The 22,063-nt window shown below is 61.7% G+C and carries 20 protein-coding genes; 7 read left to right on the top strand and 13 right to left on the bottom strand.

Features of this window, described 5'->3' with window-relative positions; genetic code table 11:
- Nucleotides 1–75 precede the first annotated feature (75 nt).
- From PSH94_RS17960 to PSH94_RS17950, 3 genes are all read right to left on the bottom strand, one after another.
- The gene (locus PSH94_RS17960) at nt 76–558 is read right to left on the bottom strand and encodes a hypothetical protein (RefSeq protein WP_181075913.1); all 483 of its coding nucleotides are present in this window, start codon (nt 556–558) and stop codon (nt 76–78) included.
- A gap of 279 nt (nt 559–837) precedes the next feature.
- Entirely contained in the window at nt 838–1,062 is a 225-nt protein-coding gene (locus PSH94_RS17955) for a hypothetical protein (RefSeq protein WP_007898912.1), read from the bottom strand.
- Between the two features lie 441 nt (nt 1,063–1,503).
- A complete protein-coding gene (locus tag PSH94_RS17950) occupies nt 1,504–1,809 on the bottom strand; it encodes a hypothetical protein (RefSeq protein WP_181075910.1) in 306 nt (101 codons plus the stop codon).
- Between the two features lie 456 nt (nt 1,810–2,265).
- On the opposite strand from PSH94_RS17950, the gene PSH94_RS17945 reads away from it, so the two are divergent.
- Entirely contained in the window at nt 2,266–2,589 is a 324-nt protein-coding gene (locus PSH94_RS17945; RefSeq protein WP_305435505.1) for a sel1 repeat family protein, read from the top strand.
- Nucleotides 2,590–2,764: 175 nt separating this feature from the next.
- Nucleotides 2,765–4,129, top strand: coding sequence for a DNA recombination protein RmuC (gene rmuC / locus PSH94_RS17940; protein WP_266247502.1), 1,365 nt, complete (start codon nt 2,765–2,767; stop codon nt 4,127–4,129).
- Between the two features lie 21 nt (nt 4,130–4,150).
- Here the strand turns inward: rmuC and PSH94_RS17935 are convergent, their stop codons facing one another.
- The 3 genes from PSH94_RS17935 to PSH94_RS17925 all read right to left on the bottom strand — a co-directional run bounded on the left by PSH94_RS17935 (nt 4,151) and on the right by PSH94_RS17925 (nt 8,732).
- Complete coding sequence (locus PSH94_RS17935) at nt 4,151–7,621, bottom strand: PAS domain-containing hybrid sensor histidine kinase/response regulator (RefSeq protein ID WP_305435504.1); 3,471 nt, start codon at nt 7,619–7,621, stop codon at nt 4,151–4,153.
- A 119-nt stretch (nt 7,622–7,740) separates the two neighbouring features.
- Nucleotides 7,741–8,124 (bottom strand): YbaN family protein, encoded by a 384-nt coding sequence (locus PSH94_RS17930; RefSeq protein WP_181076170.1) that lies wholly within the window; start codon nt 8,122–8,124, stop codon nt 7,741–7,743.
- Nucleotides 8,125–8,144: 20 nt separating this feature from the next.
- The gene (locus PSH94_RS17925) at nt 8,145–8,732 is read right to left on the bottom strand and encodes a YecA family protein (RefSeq protein WP_253508779.1); all 588 of its coding nucleotides are present in this window, start codon (nt 8,730–8,732) and stop codon (nt 8,145–8,147) included.
- Between the two features lie 274 nt (nt 8,733–9,006).
- Here PSH94_RS17925 and recQ point away from each other — a divergent pair, with 274 nt between their 5' ends.
- Nucleotides 9,007–11,133, top strand: coding sequence for a DNA helicase RecQ (gene recQ, locus PSH94_RS17920; RefSeq protein WP_305435503.1), 2,127 nt, complete (start codon nt 9,007–9,009; stop codon nt 11,131–11,133).
- Between the two features lie 121 nt (nt 11,134–11,254).
- Nucleotides 11,255–11,689, top strand: coding sequence for a MarR family transcriptional regulator (locus PSH94_RS17915; protein ID WP_181075901.1), 435 nt, complete (start codon nt 11,255–11,257; stop codon nt 11,687–11,689).
- 64 nt (nt 11,690–11,753) lie between these two features.
- Here the strand turns inward: PSH94_RS17915 and PSH94_RS17910 are convergent, their stop codons facing one another.
- Nucleotides 11,754–13,943: a patatin-like phospholipase family protein gene (locus PSH94_RS17910; protein ID WP_305435502.1), complete on the bottom strand. Its 2,190-nt coding sequence runs from the start codon at nt 13,941–13,943 to the stop codon at nt 11,754–11,756.
- Between the two features lie 84 nt (nt 13,944–14,027).
- Between PSH94_RS17910 and PSH94_RS17905 the strand changes: the two genes are divergently transcribed.
- Entirely contained in the window at nt 14,028–14,315 is a 288-nt protein-coding gene (locus PSH94_RS17905) for a SelT/SelW/SelH family protein (protein WP_181075898.1), read from the top strand.
- A 41-nt stretch (nt 14,316–14,356) separates the two neighbouring features.
- Here PSH94_RS17905 and PSH94_RS17900 read toward each other — a convergent pair whose 3' ends face one another.
- The 3 genes from PSH94_RS17900 to PSH94_RS17890 form a co-directional block, all read right to left on the bottom strand.
- Nucleotides 14,357–14,638, bottom strand: coding sequence for a hypothetical protein (locus PSH94_RS17900; RefSeq protein WP_181075896.1), 282 nt, complete (start codon nt 14,636–14,638; stop codon nt 14,357–14,359).
- Nucleotides 14,639–14,768: 130 nt separating this feature from the next.
- Nucleotides 14,769–15,653 (bottom strand): DMT family transporter, encoded by an 885-nt coding sequence (locus PSH94_RS17895; RefSeq protein ID WP_253508773.1) that lies wholly within the window; start codon nt 15,651–15,653, stop codon nt 14,769–14,771.
- 99 nt (nt 15,654–15,752) lie between these two features.
- Nucleotides 15,753–16,502, bottom strand: a complete 750-nt coding sequence (locus PSH94_RS17890) for an AraC family transcriptional regulator (RefSeq protein WP_305435501.1) — start codon at nt 16,500–16,502, stop codon at nt 15,753–15,755.
- Between the two features lie 137 nt (nt 16,503–16,639).
- On the opposite strand from PSH94_RS17890, the gene PSH94_RS17885 reads away from it, so the two are divergent.
- Nucleotides 16,640–17,458: a UDP-2,3-diacylglucosamine diphosphatase gene (locus tag PSH94_RS17885; RefSeq protein ID WP_253508770.1), complete on the top strand. Its 819-nt coding sequence runs from the start codon at nt 16,640–16,642 to the stop codon at nt 17,456–17,458.
- Nucleotides 17,459–17,578: 120 nt separating this feature from the next.
- On the opposite strand, the gene PSH94_RS17880 is transcribed toward PSH94_RS17885, so the two are convergent.
- The 3 genes from PSH94_RS17880 to phhA all read right to left on the bottom strand — a co-directional run bounded on the left by PSH94_RS17880 (nt 17,579) and on the right by phhA (nt 20,019).
- Entirely contained in the window at nt 17,579–18,772 is a 1,194-nt protein-coding gene (locus tag PSH94_RS17880; RefSeq protein WP_305435500.1) for an amino acid aminotransferase, read from the bottom strand.
- On the bottom strand, nt 18,772–19,128 hold the full coding sequence (locus PSH94_RS17875; RefSeq protein WP_003192995.1) for a 4a-hydroxytetrahydrobiopterin dehydratase: 357 nt from the start codon (nt 19,126–19,128) through the stop codon (nt 18,772–18,774). Before PSH94_RS17875 ends, PSH94_RS17880 begins: the two co-directional genes overlap by 1 nt.
- Nucleotides 19,129–19,227: 99 nt before the next feature.
- A complete protein-coding gene (gene phhA, locus PSH94_RS17870) occupies nt 19,228–20,019 on the bottom strand; it encodes a phenylalanine 4-monooxygenase (RefSeq protein WP_305435499.1) in 792 nt (263 codons plus the stop codon).
- 258 nt (nt 20,020–20,277) lie between these two features.
- On the opposite strand from phhA, the gene PSH94_RS17865 reads away from it, so the two are divergent.
- The gene (locus PSH94_RS17865; RefSeq protein WP_181075885.1) at nt 20,278–21,840 is read left to right on the top strand and encodes a sigma-54-dependent transcriptional regulator; all 1,563 of its coding nucleotides are present in this window, start codon (nt 20,278–20,280) and stop codon (nt 21,838–21,840) included.
- The last annotated feature ends 223 nt before the right edge of the window (nt 21,841–22,063 follow it).

Raw genomic sequence — 22,063 nt, 5'->3', positions numbered from 1 at the left:
GCAGGAGATAGAGCGGTTTTGTAGGACAATCCGACCAAAATCGGCAGTTTTTGGCGAATCTTGCAAATTGCCCGGTCAGCAGCTCACGTGATTCTTGGGCGAAACACAGGTTTGCCACGCTTGGCTGAAATCTCGCAGCCTGCCTTGAGGGTGAAAAATTTCTTTCCAGATACGCGCCATGCCTAACACATCGCCGGTCGCCGGCAGGGTGACGGTGTGCTGTTCCACCAGTAGCCAGGCGATGGCCGTGGCGTAACGCAGGTTCACCGTGAGCTCAAGCTGGGGCGCGCTGAGGAATGCATGTTGGCTGGCCAGGCCGCGCACCAGGCTGGCACGTTCAGGATCGAGCGCCAGGTAGTTGTCCCAGAGGGCGCAATGGCGCGGTTTGGTGATGCCATACAGGCCGTGGCCGCGGCGTTCGTGCAGCGCCGAGCCCAGCTCCGACTGGCTGGCGGCGATGCCCAGCAGCAGGGACTCTGCCGTGGGGCTGTGCTGGCCGAGGTAGGTCAGCGTTGGCCGGATCACATAACGACACAATTCACTGGCCGCGATACCCATAGACGCCTCAATCGTGAAAAGGGTAGGCGAGTCCTGAGAGAGTCGGGCTTGGCAGCGGTGGATCGGATCTCAGGCTCGCCGTAAGCGGATCATGCCGCTTGAGTTGAAGTGTAGTGTCATATTTATGATGTAAAGGATTGTTTTTAAAACGTCTTATCCATTCAGTTATAGCGTTTATATCTATTTGTACTTAGGCGCTGGGGCTGTGAAGTAAATTTTTGGCAATAAAAAACCCTGTGTTTCAAACAGGGTTTTTTTTGCTTCGGCGACTCGGGTCGATCAGGCAACCAGTGCCTGGCGGGTACGCTCGATCACAGCCTGCAGCGGTTCTGCGCTGGAGTATTGATCGGGGTACAGGCGTTCGCTGTGACGCGCGATGCCGTGTTCGTTGACCAGCGTGAAGCTGAAGCAGCCTTTGCGAGCGGCCATGATCAGGCAGTTCATTGGGGCAAAAGCATTGGTGAGGGTGCGAATGGCATCCTGAGTATGAATTTGAGTGGACATATTATTGGTGTTCCTACAAATGACACGGTTAAGAACCGTGCAACGTTAAAACGTTCCAGTGACGTTGATCACCATTGATCAAACGAAGAACCCGACTGGAACAAAGCAGCCAGTTTGAAGCGCTATTCAATAGGCGCGCTTGGGCTGGCAGGTAGGTACTTAGGAGGGCAGGCAACACAACAGGGGCAAAGGTTCTGGGCCCGGGGTGAAGATCCTGATCAATTTGCAGGTTGGTTCGGTCAGAGTACTGGACTTCGCGACACCCTTTACTTGTTCAAAGGCAGTGTCGTCGCAAGTGATACCTGGAAACCATCGAGGTGGTCGATCCCATGTTGTTCAAGGGAGTTGTTCGACCAGAATTGACTTTCAGCTTGGTACTAACGGGGCGGATAGTAACGGATTGAAACAGCTAAGGGAAGTGTGTTAGCCAAAAAGTTTACATCAGCCGCCGAGCAGGCCGCGATAGACCAGCACCGTCGCGGCCGCCGCCAGGGAACAGCCAAGCCCGTAGGCGGCAAGCGTCAGGCGCAGCGACTGGCCGGTTTCGACGGCTTTGAGCACATCGCTCATGTCGTTGATGCGGCCTTCACCCAGTTCGATGCACAGACTAATGGCGGTGAACGCAGCTGACAGCAGGATCGCAATGGCGAACAAGGCGCCGTCCGGCGGAGGCAGTGCAGCATTGATCCCAAGGGAAACGCCGCAGATGGCCAGCAGTAGCACCGCGAACACCAGCATTCCCTTCATCGAGCCATTCCCCATTGCGTTGCAGGTCGGGCAGTGTGGCCAGCCTGCAATGATTTGAAAAGTCCTTGCAGGACCTGCCGGTAACATTTTTTGCACCGGTCGCTTCAAAAAAGGCCCCGTTTATAACCGCGGGATGTGTACTTGTGCACATTAGTTGTGTCGCGTGTAACCAAGCGGACGTTCGCTGCAACGCCCCGCCATTTGCCTGCAATGGAAATTTAAGTCAATGAAAAATCTGGCTTTTTTTTATTGGTGAAAAAATCGTCAGTTTGACTGCGGGCCACGTTCCATGGGGCTTTGCGAGGGTTCGAAGAGGGTTGTCCACTGAGTTATCCACAGCTTCTGTGGATTGTCCCAAGCGCTTGCTCTAGAACGGGCGTGCAGGGTTTTTTCAGCTTTACCTGTACGAAAAAAAGAGTAGAGTGGCGCGCCTTCCGTTCCGTCCCACAGTGCTTTATGAAGTTTCGCTCAGTATCACCTGCTGTTACCGATACCCTCCAGACTGTTACCGCATCCAAGCGGTTTTCCTTGAAAGTCGCGCTGTGGCTACTCGACAGCCCGCGCCTGGGGCATAACACCAACGTTAAGCACTTCGCCGGGCGCCTGCTCAAGCAGCCGGCCCGTGAAGGTGTGGTCGCGGCCCAGAGCCGCCTGGGGCAATTGATGTGCCGCGAATGCGGGAGTGCCCGTGACCGTCGCATCGGCCACGACCTGCTGCGCTCGGCCGCCCGCGCCGGCGATGTGCAGGCCCGGCGCGAACTGGGTCAGGTCGAAGACTGAGCTGTCCTCGAGCCCCGCGCTTGGTTAACCTTGCACTTTTTCGGTGATGGCAGACATGGCTATGGCTTTTGACTGGACCAGTATTGCCCTGGGCCTTGCGGGCGCCGCGCTGCCCTTACTCGCTGTGTGCTGGCAGCTTCAACGGCGTTTGAGCGCGCGCATGGCCGGCTGGGAGTTGCTTGAAGAGCGCCTGGCCATGGCGCAACTGGCCCAGGAAGGCCTCATTGCCCAACTGGAAGCCAGTCGCGATGAAATCAGCGATCTGAGCCAGGCCAATGCCGCCAAGCAAGCCGACCTGGCAGCGCTGCGTCGCGAAGTCGAACTGCTGCAGATCGACCGCGACAACGCCCGCGATGCCGCCCACGCCTGGAACCTCGACCGCAGCGCCAAGGAAACCGAACTGCGTCGCCTTGATGCATTGGCGGCCGCCCTGCGCGCCGAGCTGCGCGAGCAGCAGGACAGCCACCAGCAACGCCTGGCCGACCTGCAGGGGTCACGCGATGAGCTGCGCGCCCAGTTCGCCGAACTGGCCGGCAAGATTTTCGATGAGCGCGAGCAGCGCTTCGCCGAGACCAGCCAGGAGCGCCTGGGCCAGTTGCTCGATCCATTGAAGGAGCGCATCCAGTCCTTCGAAAAGCGTGTGGAAGAGAGCTATCAGAACGAGGCGCGCGAGCGTTTTTCCCTGGCCAAGGAACTTGAACGCCTGCAGCAACTGAACCTGCGTCTGTCCGATGAAGCCACCAACCTGACCCGTGCGTTGAAGGGCCAGAAAACCCAGGGTAACTGGGGTGAGCTGATTCTTGAGCGGGTGCTGGAGCACGCGGGGCTGGAGAAGGGCCGCGAGTACCAGACCCAGGTCAGCCTCAAGGGGCCGGACGGCGAGCGCTTCCAGCCGGATGTGCTGATCATGCTGCCCGGTGATAAACAGGTGGTGGTGGACTCCAAGGTCAGCCTGACCGCGTACCAGCAATTCGTCGCCGCGGAGGACGACGTGATCGGCCAGGCGGCCCTGAAGCAGCACGTGCTGTCGCTGCGCAACCATGTCAAAGGCCTGGCCGGCAAGGACTATAAACGCCTGGAAGGCCTGCACAGCCTGGATTTCGTGCTGCTGTTCGTACCGATCGAAGCGGCGTTTTCCGCCGCGTTGCAAGCTGAGCCCAACCTGTTCCAGGAAGCCTTTGATCGCCATATCGTCATCGTCAGCCCCACCACGTTGCTGGCGACCCTGCGGGTGATCGACAGCCTGTGGAAACAGGAGCGCCAAAGCCAGAATGCCCGCGAAATTGCCGAGCGTGCCGGTTGGCTGTACGACAAGTTCGTGCTGTTTATCCAGGATCTGGATGAGGTGGGCAATCGTCTGCAGCAATTGGATAAAGCCTACAGCGCGGCGCGAAACAAGCTGACAGACGGACGCGGCAATCTGGTCAGCCGTACCGAGCAATTGAGGTTGCTCGGCGCGCGTGCGAGCAAAAGCCTGCCGACGGACCTGCTGGAGCGTGCGATGAGCGACTCGGATGGCGTGGCGCACCTGCCTGAATGAACGCCCCGATGCAAACCCGGCCTACAACGGCAAGTGCCGATTTAATAACGCACGCAACGCCGCGGGCTTGACCGGTTTGGCCAGGTAATCCAAACCCGCCGCATGCACTTCGGCCACGCTCTCCGGACGGCCGTCGGCACTGATGACCACGCCTGGAATCGGCTCGGCTAACTGCGCGCGCAGCCAGCGCATCAACTCGGTGCCGGTTTCACCATGATCCAGGTGGTAGTCCACCAGCGCCAGTTGCGGGCGCACCCCCTCGGCCAGCAGGGCGGCGCACTCGGCCTGGTCCTTGGCCGTCCATACTTCACATCCCCAGCGGTTGAGCAGGCTGCGCATGCCAATAAGAATGCTTTCTTCGTTATCCACGCACAGCACCTGCGCGCCGCTCAGTGGCAAACCGTTTTCCAGCGCCGCCTGGGGCTGCGCGATGGCCTGGTTGCGCGCCAACGGCACGCTTACGCTGAACACGCTGCCTTTGCCCGGCCACGAACGCACGCTCAAGCGATGGCCGAGTACGCGGCACAAGCCGTCGGCGATCGCCAGGCCCAGGCCCAGACCTTTTTCCGCGCGGGTCTGGTGGCTGTCCAGGCGCTTGAATTCCTCAAAGATCACGCTCTGTTTATCCGGCGGGATGCCCGGACCGCGGTCCCATACCTCCAGGCACAATTGGCCCCCGCGTCGGCGTATGCCCAGTAGCACCGGGCCGTCTGCATAACGGAAAGCGTTAGTCAGAAAATTCTGCAGGATGCGCCTCAGCAATTTAATGTCACTGTCCACCCGCAGGCGGCTGCCGCGCAGGCGAAAGCGCAGGCCCTGCTCCTGGGCCAGCGCCTTGAATTCGGCGCCCAGGGTATCGAACAGCTCATTGAGCACGAACGGTTGGCGCTGGGGTGTGATCTTGCCGTTTTCCAGGCGAGAAATATCCAGCAGGTCGCTGATCAGGTCTTCTGCCGAGCGCAGCGAACTGTCCAGGTGCTGCACCAACTGACGGGCCTCGTCGGAGAGTCCGTCGCTCTGGTGGGACAGCGCGGCGGAGAACAGGCGCGCGGCGTTCAACGGCTGCATCAAGTCATGGCTTACCGCCGCCAGGAAGCGGGTTTTCGACTGGCTTGCGGTTTCGGCCACCCCTTTGGCATCGGTCAGTGCCAGGTTGAGTTGGGACAGTTCATGGGTGCGTTCGACCACGCGCTGCTCCAGGCCCTCGTTGGCCTCCGTCAGCGCCTGTTCAGCTTCGCGGAACGCGGTGATATCGGTAAAACTCATGACAAAGCCGCCACCGGGCATTGGGTTGCCGATCAACTCGATGACGCGGCCGTTCGGAAACAAGCGTTCGGAAGTGTGCGCGCGGCCCTGGCGCATCCAGTGCAGGCGGCGCGCCACGTGCACTTCGGCCTCGCCCGGTCCGCACAGGCCGCGTTCGGCGTTGTAGCGGATGATATCGGCAATCGGCCGGCCCACGCTGATCAGGCCCTCGGGGTAGTTGAACAGCTCCAGGTAACGCCGGTTCCAGGCCACCAGCTTGAGCGACTGATCCACCACGCTGATGCCTTGGGTGATGTTCTCGATGGCGCCCTGCAGCAGGGCGCGGTTGAACTGCAAGACTTCCGAGGCTTCGTCGGCGATGCGCACGACGTCCTCCAGCTGCATGTCCCGACCTTCAATCGCGGCTTTCACCACTGCGCGCGTCGAAGAGGCGCCGAGCACGCCCGCCAGCAGGCGTTCGGTGTGGGCGATCCATTCATTGTCGGCATTCTGGTTGGGGTTGAAGCCTTTGCCCTGGCGATACGCAAACCGGATAAAGCTCTGCTGGGCACGTTCCTCACCCACGAACCGCGCGGCCAGGCTGAGCAGGTCGCTGATCTGCACCGAGAGCATCGAACGGGCACTGGCGCGTTGACTGATTTCCTGGCCAATAAAGCGTCCGGCCTGCCAATGCTCTGACACCCGTGTGCGCGACAGCATCGAAACCCAGACGAACAGCGTGAAGTTACCCGCGAGTGACAGCACGGTGCCCAGGGTCAGTGAAGTCACGGACAAGCCCAGCGGGTGGGAATGCATCCACGTCAACCCAGGGAAAAGGCTTAAGGACCATCCCAGGCTTTTCGCGGTGACCGGTAGGACCAAGGTGTAAAACCACAGGAACGTCCCTGCGGCGAGGCCGGCAAATACACCACGCCGGTTCGCCTGCTTCCAGTACAACGCGCCGAGCATGGCCGGCGCCAATTGAGTCACGGCGGCGAAGGCGATCTGGCCGATGGTCGCCAGACTCGCGGTGGACCCCAGCAGGCGATAACTGACGTACGCCAGTAGCAGGATGATCACGATGCTCACCCGGCGTACCGACAGCATCCAGTGGCGGAATACTTCGAACGGCCGCTCGGCGCTGGAGCGGCGCAGCAGCCAGGGCAGCAGCATGTCGTTGGACACCATGGTCGACAACGCGATGCTCGCCACGATCACCATGCCGGTGGCCGCCGACGCGCCGCCGATAAACGCCAGCACCGCCAGCGCCGGGTGCGCCTCGGCCAAGGGCAGGCTGATCACGTAGGAGTCCGGCAGCACCGAGGCGGGCAGCAGCATCTTGCCACCGAGGGCGATGGGTATCACGAACAGCGCGGCCAGCACCAGGTAGGCCGGAAACACCCACTTGGCCAGGCGCAGGTCCTGGGGTTCGATATTTTCCACCACCGTCACGTGAAATTGCCGGGGCAGGCAAATGATCGCCATCATTGCCACGCCGGTCTGCACCACCATCGAGGGCCAGTTAACGGTCTCCTGCCAGTATTCTTCCAGGCGTGGCGCAAGCATCGCCTGGTCGACCAGGTCACCGAAACCGTCGTACAGGCCGTAGGTCACGAACGCGCCCACGGCAAGAAAAGCGAACAGCTTGACCAGGGATTCAAAGGCAATGGCCAGCACCATGCCGCGATGGTGTTCGGTGGCGTCGAGGTTGCGCGTGCCAAACACGATAGTGAACAGCGCCAGCACCAGCGACACCACCAGCGCCGTGTCCTGGGCCCGCGTGCCGGTGGTGTCGGCACCGGCGCCGATCAACAGGTTAACGCCCAGCACAATGCCTTTGAGCTGCAAGGCGATATACGGCAGCACGCCCACCAGACAGATCAGCGCAACCACCACCGCCAGGGATTGGGATTTGCCGTAGCGCGCCGCGATAAAGTCAGCGATGGAGGTGATGTTTTCCTGCTTGCTGATCAGCACCATCTTTTGCAGCACCCAGGGTGCCAGCACCAGCAACAGCACCGGTCCCAGGTAGATGGGTATAAAAGCCCACAGCTGCTCGGCCGCCTGGCCGACAGCGCCGAAGAAGGTCCAGCTGGTGCAATAAACGGCCAGCGACAGGCTGTATACCCAGGCACGCATGCGCGGCGGCAAGGGCGCGCGACGACGGTCACCGTAGAAGGCGATGGCAAACATAATGGCCATATAGGCCAGGGCAACGGCGGCGATCAGCCCGCTGGACAGCGTCATGGGAACTCCGAGCAAGGGAACACCCGGGCATTCCAGGCCCGGTGGGACAGTCTCGCATGATGCCTGGGGTTAGTCAGTGTCGACCAAGGTCGTGTGGGATCTTATGTCGCAGGCGGCGATCAGCGCGGCGGCAGGGTTTTCTGGCGCAGGATATAGATGCTGACCACCACCGCGCTGGTCAGCATGAAACCGCGTGCCCAGGGCAGCGGCACCAGATAGCAGGAGAGGCCGATGCTCAGCCACATCAGGCCGATGGCGTAGACCTTGCCTTTGAGCGGTATGCCATTGCCATCCAGGTAGTCACGGATCCACGGGCCCAGGCGCGGGTGCTCCACCAGCCACTGGTAGAAACGCGGGGAGCTTCGTGCAAAGCAGGCGGCGGCAAGCAAGAGGAATGGGGTGGTCGGTAGCACCGGCAGGAAAATGCCGATTACGCCCAACGCCACGCTCAGCCAGCCGATGGCCAGCAGCGCGTAGCGCAGGAGCGGCGAGCGCTTGCCCATGGGTGTCACGGGCAAGCGACTCAGTGGTGACGAGGCTTGAGGATCGCCGGTTTTTCGTCAGGAGCGTTGCACAGCAGGTACAGGGCGGTGAGGGCTTCCGGAATCTGTACGATCATGTCGTCCATCAGGTTGGCGTCGGCAGCGATGTCGGAAAATTCCGCCTCTTCTTCGAACAGGCCCGAACCGACCATGATCGGCAGCAGCATCTCGCTGACCTCTTCCTCGGCGGTTTCGAACCAGGCGGCTTCGCGCAGGAACACCCCTTCCATGAAACCGATGCACCAGCCGCGCAGGTCGGAGTCGTCCGGGTCGTCGCCCAGGTCCAGCTCGCACGGCAGCTCGAACTCCTCGTCGGACGCCAGTTGGCGACCGATGTGGGCCTTGAGGGCCAGCAGGGTAGATTCGATTTCTTCGCGTTGGGCGGCATCGGCGTAGTGCGGTTCTTCGGCAAACAGCGCGTCGATCCATTCGCGGTCCGGCACAACCTCGGAACAGATGGACAGGGCGGTCAGGTAGCCGTGGGCGGCTACATAGTCCAGCGCCTCCTCATGCAGCTCATCGGCGTCGAGGAAGGCTTGCAGGCGGGTTAGTTGCTCAGCGAAGGACATGAAGGACTACCTTGGGGATAAACGATGCTGAATTCTAGGCGTTCTTGCGCCCGCAGGCCAGCCGCCATGCATATTTGCCCGGTTTTAAAGACGGGCTGCAATTCGTCAGTGGCGCCCTTTGGCGGATGACGCTCGGGTATACTGCCGCGTTTTGTGATGCCCCTGCCGGCCTGGTTGCCACCCGAGAAAACTTCGCTTACGGATTATTTCCCGTGACACCGGTTTTTTTCGGCCAGCCTGTACAGAGGGTTTCGGTACTTTTTTGGAGTTCTACATGCTCGAGCAGGCTCAACGCGTCCTCAAGGACATCTTCGGCTACGACAGTTTTCGTGGCCGTCAGGGTGCGATCATTGAGCGCGTGGCCAGTGGTGGCGATGCCCTGGTCCTGATGCCTACCGGCGGCGGCAAATCGTTGTGCTTCCAGGTGCCGGCGCTGTTGCGCAACGGGCTGGCGGTGGTGGTGTCGCCGTTGATCGCCTTGATGGACGACCAGGTGGCGACCCTTGAAGAACTCGGCGTGGCCGCCGCATCCCTGAACTCCACCCTCAGCGCCGAGCAGCAACGCGACCTGGCCGCGCGGATCAAGCGTGGTGAAGTCAAAATGCTCTACCTCGCTCCTGAGCGCCTGGTGCAGCCGCGCATGCTGGCGTTCCTGCAGAGCCTGGAGATTGCCTTGTTCGCCATTGACGAAGCGCACTGCGTATCGCAATGGGGCCACGATTTCCGTCGCGAATATTTGCAGCTGGGTCAGTTGGCGGAACTGTTCCCCGACGTGCCGCGCATTGCCCTGACGGCCACTGCGGACAAGCGTACCCGCGAAGAAATCGTCGAGCGCCTGCACTTGCAGAACGCCGAACGCTTCCTGTCGAGCTTCGACCGCCCGAATATCTTCTACCGCATCGTGCCCAAGGAGCAGCCGCGCAAGCAGTTGCTGGCATTCCTGTCCGAGCGGCGCAGCGATGCGGGCATTGTCTACTGCCTGTCGCGTAAAAAGGTCGATGAAGTTGCTGCCTTCCTGTGCGAGCAGGGCTACCCGGCATTGCCTTACCACGCCGGCCTGCCAAACGACCTGCGTGCCTATCACCAGAAGCGCTTCCTCAACGAGGAGGGCCTGATCATGGTGGCGACCATCGCGTTCGGCATGGGGATCGACAAATCCAACGTGCGCTTCGTGGCCCACATGGACCTGCCCAAGTCGCTCGAGGCCTATTACCAGGAAACCGGACGTGCCGGCCGAGATGGCCTGCCGGCGGATGCGTGGATGGTCTACGGCCTGCAGGACGTGGTGATGCTCAAGCAGATGCTGCAGAACTCCGAAGGCGATGAGCGCCACAAGCGCCTGGAGCAGCACAAGCTCGACGCCATGCTTTCGCTGTGCGAGGAAACCCGCTGCCGTCGTCAGACCTTGCTGGCCTATTTCGACGAAGACATGCCCGAGCCTTGCGGCCATTGCGACAACTGCGTGGACGGCGTGCAGACCTGGGACGCCACCGAACCGGCGCGCCAGGGCCTGTCGGCCATTTATCGTACCGGCCAGCGTTATGGCGTGGGTCATCTGGTGGATGTTTTGCTGGGCAAGGACAACGAAAAGATTCGCAGCTTCGGCCATGAAAAACTCTCGGTGTACGGCGTCGGCAAAGCGCGCGCCGAAGGCGAGTGGCGCTCGTTGTTCCGGCAGATGGTCGCTCGCGGCCTGGTGGGCATCGACCTTGAAGGGTATGGCGGGCTGCGCCTCAACGACAGTTGCCGGCCGCTGCTCAAGGGCGAAGTGAGCCTGCAATTGCGCCGCGACCTCAAGCCGCAGACCACCGCCAAGAGCAGCACCAGCCAGGCCAGCCAATTGGTGCGTGGGGAAGAGCGCGAACAGTGGGAAGCCTTGCGTACCCTGCGGCGCAAACTGGCGCAGGAACACAGCGTGCCGCCCTATGTCATCTTTCCCGACTCCACCTTGCTGGAGATGCTGCGCGAGCAACCCACCACCCTGGCGGAAATGGCGCGTGTCAGCGGCGTGGGGGCGCGCAAGCTGGAGCGCTATGGCCAAGCCTTCCTTGAAGTACTCGGTGGCCAGGCCGAAGCGCCCAAGGAAGTGGCCGACATTCGCCATGAATTGATCAGCCTGGCCCGTGCGGGCATGACCCCTATCCAGATCGCGGGGCAGTTGCAATGCTCGGAAAAAAACGTCTACACCTTGCTGGCCGAATCCATTGGCAAGCAGCAGCTGTCCCTGGAGCAGGCGCTTGATTTACCGGAAGATTTGCTCGGTGAAATACAGGACGCTTTCCTCGACGGCGAAGGCGAATTGCCACCGGTGACGGAGATTGCACCGTTGTTTACCGGCCGCGTGCCTGAGGGTGTTCTGTACTGCGTACGCGCCGCTTTGCAGTCGGAATTCGAAATTTAGTGTGCCAATTACGACAATGTAACGAATCAGTACATGGCCACTCTTGCCTATGGGCAAGGCTCATGCTTAGCTGACTAATAATTAGCCACATTTTATTTTCAGTCTAAAACATGAGTTTTTTATGCCGTTAACCGATCAACACCGTTTTGGCATGCAACTGGCGCAAATGTCCCGAGGTTGGCGCGCCGAACTGGACCGCCGTTTGGCGGGTCTGGGCCTGTCACAGGCGCGTTGGCTGGTGCTGTTGCACCTGGCCCGTTTCGAGGAAGCCCCCACTCAACGTGAACTGGCGCAAAGCGTCGGGGTGGAAGGGCCGACCCTTGCACGACTGCTCGACAGCCTCGAAGGCCAGGGCCTGGTGCAACGCCAGGCTGTGCTGGAGGATCGACGTGCCAAGCGCATCCTCCTGTGCGACAGCGCGCGGCCGTTGATCGATCAGATTGAAACCATCGCCACCGCCTTGCGCCATGAACTGTTCGTGGGCGTGGATGAGGCGGACCTGCGAGTGTGCATGCGTGTGCACGGGCATATTCTGGCGAATCTGGAAAAGTCCTGAGCCTCAGCAGGCCGAGCTTGTTGTGGTGAGCCCGCTCACCACAAATAAATAGCTTGCCGAGCCCTTAAAAGGTCTGCCCCAGGTTCAGGTAAACCGCTCTCTGGTTGTCATCGTTAAACCCGTAACTGAAATTCAGCGGCCCCAACGGCGTGTCGAAGCCCAGGAAAATACTGGCTGCGTTGATGTAACCGCTATCAAATTCATTGTCATTGTTCCACGCCCGTCCGCGCTCCAGGGATGCGCCCAGATACAGCGGGAAATCCAGCGGCAAGTACGAGCGCGGTGTCAGCCGGCGGTAGTACACCGCGCGCATCAGGCTGATGTTCTGCCCCGAAATCGCGTCCTGGCGAAAGCCTGAGAGCTGCCGCGCGCCGCCGAGCAGGAAGCTGGAAATCACCACGTCCGAATCGTCCAGAGTGCGTCCGTAGCGCCCGCCCAGCACCAGGGTGTCCGGGCCGTGGCTCATGGCTTTGTCCAGCTTGAATTCCCATTGGCGGTAGCGCTGGTCCGAACCCAGGCCGGGTTCGAATTCGCGGTAGGCCAGGCCGATGTCCTCCCCCGTGTGGGGGAAGTACACGTTGTCCAGAGAGTCGAAGGAGTATTTCAGTTCGTAGAAACCCTCGTTGAAGCTCACGCTCGGCAGGTCGCGGTCGCCGATGCGCACGTCGGCCTGGCCCCAGGCCTCGCCGATGCCGAAGCGGATCTCGCCGCTGTTGCCGATCTGCCGTCCCACATTCAGGCCAAAACCGTAGCGTTCCAGGCGGTATTCGGAGATCGGGTCGTTGTCCAGGATCAGCTCCACGTTCTGCGCCTGGGCACTGATATACGGCGCGACGAAGTACCGCGAGCCGGCGTCCATCGGTTGGTAGAACTCGCTGTACAGTTCCTGGCGATCGCCGATCTGCACTCGCGTCAGCCATTCCGCGCCGAGGCGGTTGATGCCATTGACGCGGTAGCTGGCGCCGAGGTTGAAGGCGCTGTCGCCACGCATGTCATCCGACAGGTTAAGCCCCAGGCGCAGGTAGTCGGTGCCGCTGCGTTTGCCGCGCGCGCTGATCACCAGGGTGTTGTCCTGGCCTTTCTTGATGACGCGGTACTGCACCTGGTCGAAATAATCCAGGCCATACAAGGTGCCCATGTCGCTTTGCAGGCGCCCTAGATTGAGCGGTTCGCCCAAGGCTTGGCGAATGTAATAGCGGATCACATCGTCACTGACTTTCGAGTCGTTTTCCACGCGGATGGCGGTGATCACCGGCGTGCGCTCACCCGGCGTACGTGCGGCCACCAGTTGCGGGTCAACCGGCGCAGCGGGGCGCAGGTGTGCCAGGCGCACGTCGAGGGCGCGGGTGGCGCGGTAGCCGGCGTCGATCATGTCCTTGGCGCGACCGAAATCGGTCACCCCGTAGGCAGCCAACGGCGGTTGGATCAACACGTCCCTGGGGTGCAGGGCCTTGAGTTGTTCTTCGGAATTGCGCCGGGTCATCAGCGTGATGGACTGGTTGAGCACATCCACCACCGTGGCCAGTTGCTTGCGAGCGCGCAGCGGCGTGCCGATGTCCACCACGATGGCGATATCCACGCCCATCTCCCGCGCGACATCCAGCGGGATGTTATCGGTCATGCCGCCGTCCACCAGCAACCGACCGTCCAGCTCGACCGGCGCGAACACCGCCGGGATCGACATACTCGCGCGGATCACCTTGGGCAAATGGCCCTTGCGGAAGACGACTTTTTCGCCGGTGGTGATATCGGTGGCCACCGCGCGGAAAGGGATCGGCAGTTTGTCGAAGTCGCGGGTGTCGCTGCTGTGGGCGAACATGCTTTCCAGCAGCAGCGCCAGGTTCTGGCCCTGGATCACCCCCAGCGGCAGGCCGAGGCTGCCGTCGTCGCGGAAACTGAGCTTCTGCTTGACCAGGAAATCCCGGTCATCCTGCTTGCGGCGAAACGGCACATCTTCGCGCGGCGGCGCGTCCGACAGCGCCTGTTGCCAATCGATGTTGAGCGCCAGTTTTTCCAGCTCGTCGATCTTGTAGCCGGAGGCATACAGCCCGCCGATCACGGCGCCCATGCTGGTGCCGGCGATCGCGTCGATCTGGATACCTTGCTCTTCCAGGGCCTTGAGCACACCGATATGCGCCAGGCCACGGGCGGCGCCGCCGGACAGCACCAGGCCGACCTTTGGGCGTGGTATGTCGACGGCGTGCGCGAGGAGGGGCAGCAGACACAGGAACAGGCAGGACAACAGGCGGCGCATCTTGAATCTCGGGGCTGGACGATAAAGGCGGCTATTATAGCCACCCGATCCTTCGCGCCCGTCATGCCAGGAACCTGTCAAATTATGTCTTCGATCAAACCCGAGGTCGTCATCACGTATTGCACCCAATGCCAGTGGTTGCTGCGCGCCGCGTGGCTGGCCCAGGAGCTGTTGAGCACATTTGCCGATGACCTGGGCAAAGTCTCGCTGGTGCCTGCAACCGGTGGGGCGTTTCAGATCACCTGCGACGGCGTGCAGCTCTGGGAGCGTAAAGCCGATGGCGGTTTTCCCGAAGCCAAGGAGCTTAAAAAGCGCGTACGTGACCAGATCGACCCGGCGCGCGACCTTGGCCACAACGACCGGACGCAATAAAAAAACGGTCACCGCAGCGAACGGCACGGCGACCGTGATTGCTATTTGGCGGTCATCTTTTGCTTGATGAAGCCGACCACCCAGGTCAGCACCAGGCCACCGACACCGCCGCCGGCGATGTTGCCGCCGATGGCCGCGACATCCAGCGGTTCGCCGCCTGAGGTGCCGGTCAGCGCGGCGACGACCTGGCCCAGCAGCAATCCGCCGACGCCACCGAGCAGCGTGTTGAGCCCGGTCCCCAGGCTCTGTTTGGTCATGCCGGCGATATTGCCGCCAATGATGCCGCTGATGATCTGAACCAATACATTGATGAGCATTTCCATGATCAATTCCTGCGTAGCGTTAAGGGAGCGACCCCGCGCCGGCAGCAATGGCGGAACATGCCCTGGCTGTCGTCGAGGAATCGATATCCGTTGAACGACGACAGACTGTTGCGGATGCCAGGAGTATAGATCAGGCGGCTGCGGTGGGCTGTTTGGCCGGGGCGGCGCTGCCCATCAGGCCGGAAATCACGATCGCGACGATGATCAACGCACCGCCCAACAGCATGCGCAGGGTAGGGGTTTCGGCAAACAGCAGCCATGCGGCGGTGATGCCGTAGACCGGCTCCATGGCAAACACCACCGACGCCGTGCGCGCCTTGATGACCGCCAGGCTCGCCACGAACAAGCTGTGGGCCAGGCCGGTGCAGAACACCCCGAGCAGGCCGATCCACAACCAATCCAGCGCGCGCACATCCGCCAGGCCCGGAGCCGCCACCGGCAACAGGCACACCGCTACCACCAGGTTCTGGCACAGTGCCGCCTGCACCGCCGGGATGCGCCCGGAGCCGGCACGGTTGTTCAACGACAACAGGGAAAACAGCAAACCCGAAGCGATGCCCCAGAGCAGACCGCCCGTGGCCTCGCTGGCCAGGTTGAAGTCGGGTGTCACCAGCACCAGGCCGACTGTGACCAGCACCACGAGCAGCCCTTCGTTGGCGCGGATACGTTCGCGAAAAATCAACCCTTCCAGGATCACGGTGAAGGCCGGGAACGCGGTAAAGCCCAGCGTCGCCACCGCTACGCCCGCCACCTTCACCGCGATAAAGAACGTTACCCAGTGGGCCGCCAGCAACACGCCGCTGAGCAGCAGCCGCCGCCCATCGCGGCGCTCAAGGCGCTTCCATGGGGTGCGGCTGGCGAACCGGGCGAACATCGCCAGGGCAAGCACCGCGAACAGCGCCCGGCCGAATACGATGATCGCCGGCGAGGCAGCCGCCAGTTTGCCGAATACGCCGGTGAGGCCAAACATCAATGCGCCGATATGCAGGGCGCCCAGGGCTGTGCGGGGAGTCATTGCGATCCTTCAAACCACGAGAGTGACAGCTCGCAGTCTAGTGGCTTGGGGTGGCGGGCGTCTGTCGTGGGGCTCGCGCGTTTTAGCGCAGGACTCGCACTATGACGAGCGCCGCAAGGTTCCGGGAGACGCGCCGAACTCACGCAACATGGCGGCCGCGAATGCGCTTTGCGAGGCATAGCCGACGCGCTCGGCGATTTCACCGATGGGCAGCGCCGTGTCCTGCAGCAGGCGCCGTGCCTTGTGCAGGCGACGGCTGCGGATGTAGTCCATGGGCGTCTGACCGCACTCGGCGACAAATCGCGCATGCAGGCGTGCCACCGACAGGCCGGCGATGCGCGCCAGGTCGGCCACCTGCAGAGGGTGTGACACGTGCCGCTCGATATGCGCATTGAAGGCTGCATAAGGCAGGCGTCGACCTGGCACGGGCTGGGCCTGCGGATGGTTGAGGCTGGCGAGCAGCAATACCGCGCCTTGCTGCACCATCAGCGGGTCGTCCACCGGGCTCTGGGCGAGCCACTGCACCAGCTGGTGCTGGCGGGCATCCAGGGCCAGGCGCGCCGGCTGGTCAAGCAGCCGGCGGCTGGCGTCCGCGTGCTCGCCCAGAGACTGCACTACCCAGTGTTCGGTGGGTACGTCCAGCACCAGGCAGCGACTGCCATCGCGACTGCCACAGGCATGGTGGGCGGAGTAGGGCAGCACCATCACGCTGCTCTCGCGCACCTGGCTGCCATGACCATCGACCTCCAGGTCCAGATGGCCGGACAGCCCGAACACCAGTTGCGCATGCTCATGGCTGTGGGCGATGGGCGCTTCGAGGTAGTGGCGTAGGGTGAGGGACGGTCTCATCACGGTCTCCTGGGCGGCGAGGCGCCAGTCTACAACGCATCGCGGGCGCCGGTCGCTGTCATCAGACTGACCCACACTTGTCATGGGGCATTAACCGCCATGGCGCAAGCTCGCGAAAACACCGTCGAGGGATGCCCATGACCAGTGCCGAGTTCGCCAAGCCCAGCCGCAAGCAACGGGTGCGTACCCTGTGGATCTCCGATGTGCATCTGGGCACCCGGGATTGCCAGGCTGAACATCTCTCGCAGTTTCTCAAGGGCTACCATGCCGACAAGGTCTATCTGGTGGGCGACATTATCGACGGCTGGAAAATGCGCGGCGGCATGTACTGGCCCCAGGCGCATACCAACGTGATCCGCCGTCTGCTGACCATGGCCAAGCGTGGCACTGAGGTGATCTACGTCACCGGTAACCACGATGAATTCCTGCGCCGTTATTCCAAGCTGATCCTGGGCAATATCCAGTTGGTCGACGAAGCCGTGCATGTGACCGCCGATGGTCGCCACCTGCTGGTGATTCACGGCGACCAATTTGACGTGATTACCCGTTATCACCGCTGGCTGGCGTTTCTCGGCGACTCAGCCTACGAATTTACCCTCACCTTGAACCGCTGGTTAAACCACTGGCGCGCGCGCTATGGTTATGGCTACTGGTCGCTGTCGGCGTATCTCAAGCATAAGGTCAAGACGGCGGTGAGTTTCATCAGCGATTTTGAAGAAGCGATCGCCCATGAAGTGACGCGGCGTGAACTGCATGGGGTGGTGTGCGGGCATATCCACCACGCGGAGATTCGCAAGGTGGGCGAGGTGGATTACCTCAACTGCGGGGACTGGGTGGAGTCGTGCACGGCGTTGATTGAACATTGGGATGGCAGTATCGAGTTGTATCGGCTGGCGGACGCCCAGGCCAAAGAAGCGCAACTGAAGGCCGAGGTGGCTCAGGCACACATTCTGTAACTTCAGATCGCCATCGGGGGCAAGCTCCCTCCCACATTGGAATGCGACCAAATGGGGGAGGGGGCTTGCCCCCGATAGCGGTGTATCAGTCAACCGGTGACTGACTTAGATGCGCAGTGTTCAGTTGCAGACGTCGGCAATCGCCTCGGCCAGCAACGCCAAGCGTGTCGCATCAATCCCAGCCACATTGGCCCTTCCCGAACTGACCATATACACGCTGTGCTTCTCGCGCAGTTGCTTGACCTGCTCGGCACTCAGGCCGGTATAGGAAAACATCCCGCGTTGCGCGCCAATGTGCGCGAACCGCTCGGATAAACCGTGAGGTGTCAGAGCCTCCACCAGCCCGGAGCGCAACTGCGCAATGCGCGCCCGCATGGCTTCGACTTCCTCACTCCACTGCTGTTTCAGCTGGGCATCGCCGAGGATGGTCGCCACCACCGCCGCGCCGTGATCCGGCGGGGTCGACCACAGATTGCGCGCGATGTTGGCCAATTGGCTGCGCACATCCGTGAGCTTCTCGGCATCCGCCGCACATACAATCAGCGCGCCGACACGGTCGCGATAGAGGCCGAAGTTCTTCGAGCAGGAACTGGTGATCAGCACTTCCGACAGTTCGGCGGCAAACAGGCGCACGGCCCACGCGTCCTGCTCCAGGCCATCGCCGAAGCCCTGGTAGGCGAAGTCGATCAGCGGCAGCAGGTGCCGTTCGCGCACGATCTCCAACACCCGGCGCCAATCGTCGTGGGACAGATCGAAGCCGGTCGGGTTATGACAGCAGGCATGGAGCAGCACCACATCGCCTTGCGGCACGGTGGCGAGGGTGGCCAGCATCGCCGCCACATCCAGGCGGTTATCGGCGCCCACGTAGGGGTAATGGCTGACCTTGAGCCCGGCCTTGGCGAAGATGGTTTCGTGGATCGGCCAGGTCGGGTTGCTCAGCCAGACACCACGGCCCGGCAGGTTGGCGGCGATAAAGTCGGCACTCAAACGCAGCGCGCCGGTGCCGCCCGGCGTCTGGGTCGCGCCGGCACGCCGCCCGTGCAACAGCGCGGAGTCGGCGCCCAGCACCAGCTCGCTGATCAGTTGGCCGAACGCGGCGTCACCGTGACCGCCGATGTAGGTCTTGGTGGTTTGCCGGTCTACCAGGCGCTGTTCGGCAAGTTTTACCGACGGCGGAATCGGCGTCAGGCCCTGGTCGTCCTTGTACACGCCCACGCCCAGGTCGAACTTGTTCGGATTGGCATCCTGGGCGTACAGGTCCATCAGCCCCAGGATCGGATCGCCGGGCACGCGGCCAATGGCGTTGAAATGCATTACTTGCGGCCCTCGGCGGTCTTGGCCACTTCATCGGTGCGCGCGGCCATGATGAAGTCGTTGCGGTGCAGGCCCTTGATGGAGTGGCTCCACCAGGTCACGGTGACTTTGCCCCATTCAGTCAGCAGGCCAGGGTGATGGCCTTCGGCTTCGGAGATCTCACCCATGGCGTTGGTAAAGGCCAGGGCAAACTTGAAGTTCTTGAACAGGAAAACCTTTTCCAGCTGCATCACGCCGTCACGCACCTCGATGTTCCAGTCGGGGATCTGCTTGATCAGCACCGGCAGTTCTTCGTCGCTGACTTGCGGGGCATCGGCGCGGCAGGCTTCGCAGTGGGCTTGGTTCAAGGTGGTCATGTGCAAGTGTCCTGAATTCGAATAGGTAGAGGTCAGTGGCGTTACCCTAAAGCAACGCGCGGCCAGGGAACAGACTCACCTGGCCTTAAAAGGCGCGGTTCAAGCGGCCTTTGGTTTGGGCGCAAATTTCGGCGCATGCAGACCCAACTGCATGCCGCGCTCGACCATGCCCATGATGTCTTCCTGCGCCACCTCGAACAGACGCTTGAGGTCAGGCAGCACGAAGTACAGCGGTTGCAGGATGTCGATGCGGTACGGCGTGCGCATCGCTTCCAACGGGTCGAAGGCTTGATGCTCGGGCTCGGAGGACAGGCTGTACACCGTCTCCTTGGGCGACGACAGAATCCCGCCGCCGTAGATGCGCCGGCCGGCCGGGGTATCTACCAGACCGAACTCGATGGTCATCCAGTACAGGCGCGCCAGGTAGACCCGTTGCTCCTTGGTCGCCGCCAGGCCGAGCTTGCCGTAAGTGTGGGTGAATTCGGCGAACCAGGGGTTGGTCAGGAGCGGGCAGTGGCCGAAGATCTCGTGGAAAATATCCGGCTCTTGCAGGTAGTCCAATTCTTCACGGGTGCGAATAAAAGTGGCCACCGGAAACTGTTTGCTGGCGAGTAATTCGAAAAAAGTCTGGAAGGGAATCAGCGCCGGCACGCGGGCGACCTGCCAGCCGGTGGTCTCGGGCAACACCTGGTTGATCTCGCCCAGTTGCGGAATGCGGTCAAGGGGCAGACCGAGCTTGTCGATGCCGTCCAGGTATTCCTGACAGGCGCGGCCCTCAATCACCTTCAACTGACGTGTGATCAGGGTGTTCCACACCGCATGTTCTTCCGGCGGGTAGTGGATAAAACCTTGCGCGTCGGGCTCGCGGGCCACGTAGTGCGTCTGCTTCATACGGCTCTCCTGCTAGGCATTCATTCTTGTTATGTCCTGCGATGGGTCTATTGATAACCCGTTCAGGCTTGCGTGCCAGCCACCTGCTGCGCGCCTGCGTAGGAATATTTACTGATATTCGTAAACTAATCGTTACGCACACGCCGTTGCGCGCAGTGTCGGGCTGGGAAATGTGCCTGGACTGTCACATAATCTTGACGACTATCTGCGCCCAGCGACAAAAAGCCGCGGCGCCTCCCCACTTTTCGGGCCTCTTTCATGCGTATCAAAGTGCATTGCCAGAACCGCATCGGCATCCTGCGGGACATTCTCAACCTGTTGGTGGAATACGGCGTCAACGTCGCCAAGGGCGAGGTCGGCGGCGAGCACGGCAATGCCATCTACCTGTTCTGCCCGAACCTGGTGAATATGCAGTTTCAAGCCCTGCGCCCGCAGTTCGAAGCGATTGCCGGGGTGTTCGGCGTCAAGCGGGTCGGGCTGATGCCCAGCGAGCGGCGACACATGGAACTCAACGCCTTGCTGGGCGCGCTGGAGTTTCCGGTGCTGTCGATCGACATGGGCGGCTCCATCGTGGCGGCCAACCGCGCAGCGGCGCAGTTACTCGGCGTGCGGGTCGATGAGGTGCCCGGTATCCCGCTGTCGCGCTACGCCGAGGATTTCGATTTGCCGGAACTGGTGCGCGCCAGCAAGTCGCGGATCAACGGCTTGCGGGTCAAGGTCAAGGGCGACGTGTTCCTGGCGGATATCGCGCCGCTGCAATCCTCCGAGCACGATGACAGTGAAGCCATGGCCGGTGCCGTGCTGACCCTGCACCGCGCTGACCGCGTCGGCGAGCGTATCTACAATGTGCGCAAGCAGGAGCTGCGCGGGTTTGACAGTATTTTCCAAAGCTCCAAGGTCATGGCTGCGGTGGTGCGTGAAGCACGCCGTATGGCCCCGTTGGACGCCCCTCTATTAATAGAAGGCGAAACCGGTACCGGCAAGGAACTGTTGGCCCGCGCCTGCCACTTGGCCAGTCCGCGCGGGCAATCGCCGCTGATGGCGCTCAATTGCGCCGGCCTGCCCGAGTCGATGGCCGAGACCGAACTGTTCGGTTACGGCCCCGGTGCCTTCGAAGGCGCGCGGGCCGAAGGCAAGTTGGGGCTGTTGGAGCTGACTGCGGGCGGTACGTTGTTTCTGGATGGCGTAGGTGAAATGAGCGCGCGCCTGCAGGTGAAATTGCTGCGCTTTTTGCAGGACGGTTGCTTCCGTCGTGTCGGCAGTGACGAGGAGGTCTACCTGGATGTGCGGGTGATCTGCGCCACCCAGGTGGATCTGTCCGAACTCTGCGCGCGCGGCGAATTCCGCCAGGACCTTTATCACCGCCTCAATGTGCTGTCGCTGCACATCCCGCCGCTGCGCGAATGCCTCGACGGCCTCGCGCCGCTGGTGGAGCACTTTCTCGACCAGGCCAGCCGCCAGATTGGCTGCCCGCTGCCCAGGTTGGCGCCGGCGGCGATGGATCGCCTCAGCCATTACCATTGGCCGGGCAATGTGCGGCAGCTGGAAAACGTGCTGTTTCAGGCGGTGTCGTTGTGCGAGGGCGGCACGGTCAAGGCTGAGCATATTCGCTTGCCGGATTACGGCGTGCGTCAGCCGCTTGGCGATTTTTCCCTGGAGGGCAGCTTGGAGGCGATCGTCGGGCGTTTCGAGAAGGCGGTGCTGGAGAGCCTGTACGCCGAGCACCCGAGCAGTCGGCAATTGGGCAAGCGACTGGGGGTATCCCACACCACCGTCGCCAACAAATTGCGCGATTACGACATCTTCAAGACCGAAAAATAATCAACTGGCACAGCGGGGGCACAAATGAGGGAGGGGCAAGCCTCCTCCCACATGGGTTCTCTGTCACCCGTAGCCCGGGTACTTGCCGTAAGCGGCATAAGTCCGCCGTTTTTTCGACTCCCACCCCGGCGCCTTTATTGAGGCTTGCCGCCAAACCCCCGTCCCGCCTGGACTTTCCTGACTTTTCAAAAGTTGGTTCGCTAATTGCTTAAGCCTCATCAGT

The organism is Pseudomonas sp. FP2254, assembly GCF_030687695.1.
Lineage (GTDB): Bacteria > Pseudomonadota > Gammaproteobacteria > Pseudomonadales > Pseudomonadaceae > Aquipseudomonas > Aquipseudomonas quebecensis.
Note: the sequence above shows the minus strand (reverse complement) of the source record. Positions and strands in the feature narration are given on the sequence as shown.

Bases quoted from the DNA above. Each gene is read 5' to 3' on its own strand.
- PSH94_RS17960 (WP_181075913.1), bottom strand. From the start codon at position 558: ATGGGTATCGCGGCCAGTGAATTGTGTCGTTATGTGATCCGGCCAACG.
- PSH94_RS17955 (WP_007898912.1), bottom strand. From the start codon at position 1,062: ATGTCCACTCAAATTCATACTCAGGATGCCATTCGCACCCTCACCAAT.
- PSH94_RS17950 (WP_181075910.1), bottom strand. From the start codon at position 1,809: ATGAAGGGAATGCTGGTGTTCGCGGTGCTACTGCTGGCCATCTGCGGC.
- PSH94_RS17945 (WP_305435505.1), top strand. From the start codon at position 2,266: ATGAAGTTTCGCTCAGTATCACCTGCTGTTACCGATACCCTCCAGACT.
- PSH94_RS17935 (WP_305435504.1), bottom strand. From the start codon at position 7,621: ATGACGCTGTCCAGCGGGCTGATCGCCGCCGTTGCCCTGGCCTATATG.
- PSH94_RS17930 (WP_181076170.1), bottom strand. From the start codon at position 8,124: ATGGGCAAGCGCTCGCCGCTCCTGCGCTACGCGCTGCTGGCCATCGGC.
- PSH94_RS17925 (WP_253508779.1), bottom strand. From the start codon at position 8,732: ATGTCCTTCGCTGAGCAACTAACCCGCCTGCAAGCCTTCCTCGACGCC.
- recQ (WP_305435503.1), top strand. From the start codon at position 9,007: ATGCTCGAGCAGGCTCAACGCGTCCTCAAGGACATCTTCGGCTACGAC.
- PSH94_RS17915 (WP_181075901.1), top strand. From the start codon at position 11,255: ATGCCGTTAACCGATCAACACCGTTTTGGCATGCAACTGGCGCAAATG.
- PSH94_RS17910 (WP_305435502.1), bottom strand. From the start codon at position 13,943: ATGCGCCGCCTGTTGTCCTGCCTGTTCCTGTGTCTGCTGCCCCTCCTC.
- PSH94_RS17905 (WP_181075898.1), top strand. From the start codon at position 14,028: ATGTCTTCGATCAAACCCGAGGTCGTCATCACGTATTGCACCCAATGC.
- PSH94_RS17900 (WP_181075896.1), bottom strand. From the start codon at position 14,638: ATGGAAATGCTCATCAATGTATTGGTTCAGATCATCAGCGGCATCATT.
- PSH94_RS17895 (WP_253508773.1), bottom strand. From the start codon at position 15,653: ATGACTCCCCGCACAGCCCTGGGCGCCCTGCATATCGGCGCATTGATG.
- PSH94_RS17890 (WP_305435501.1), bottom strand. From the start codon at position 16,502: ATGAGACCGTCCCTCACCCTACGCCACTACCTCGAAGCGCCCATCGCC.
- PSH94_RS17885 (WP_253508770.1), top strand. From the start codon at position 16,640: ATGACCAGTGCCGAGTTCGCCAAGCCCAGCCGCAAGCAACGGGTGCGT.
- PSH94_RS17880 (WP_305435500.1), bottom strand. From the start codon at position 18,772: ATGCATTTCAACGCCATTGGCCGCGTGCCCGGCGATCCGATCCTGGGG.
- PSH94_RS17875 (WP_003192995.1), bottom strand. From the start codon at position 19,128: ATGACCACCTTGAACCAAGCCCACTGCGAAGCCTGCCGCGCCGATGCC.
- phhA (WP_305435499.1), bottom strand. From the start codon at position 20,019: ATGAAGCAGACGCACTACGTGGCCCGCGAGCCCGACGCGCAAGGTTTT.
- PSH94_RS17865 (WP_181075885.1), top strand. From the start codon at position 20,278: ATGCGTATCAAAGTGCATTGCCAGAACCGCATCGGCATCCTGCGGGAC.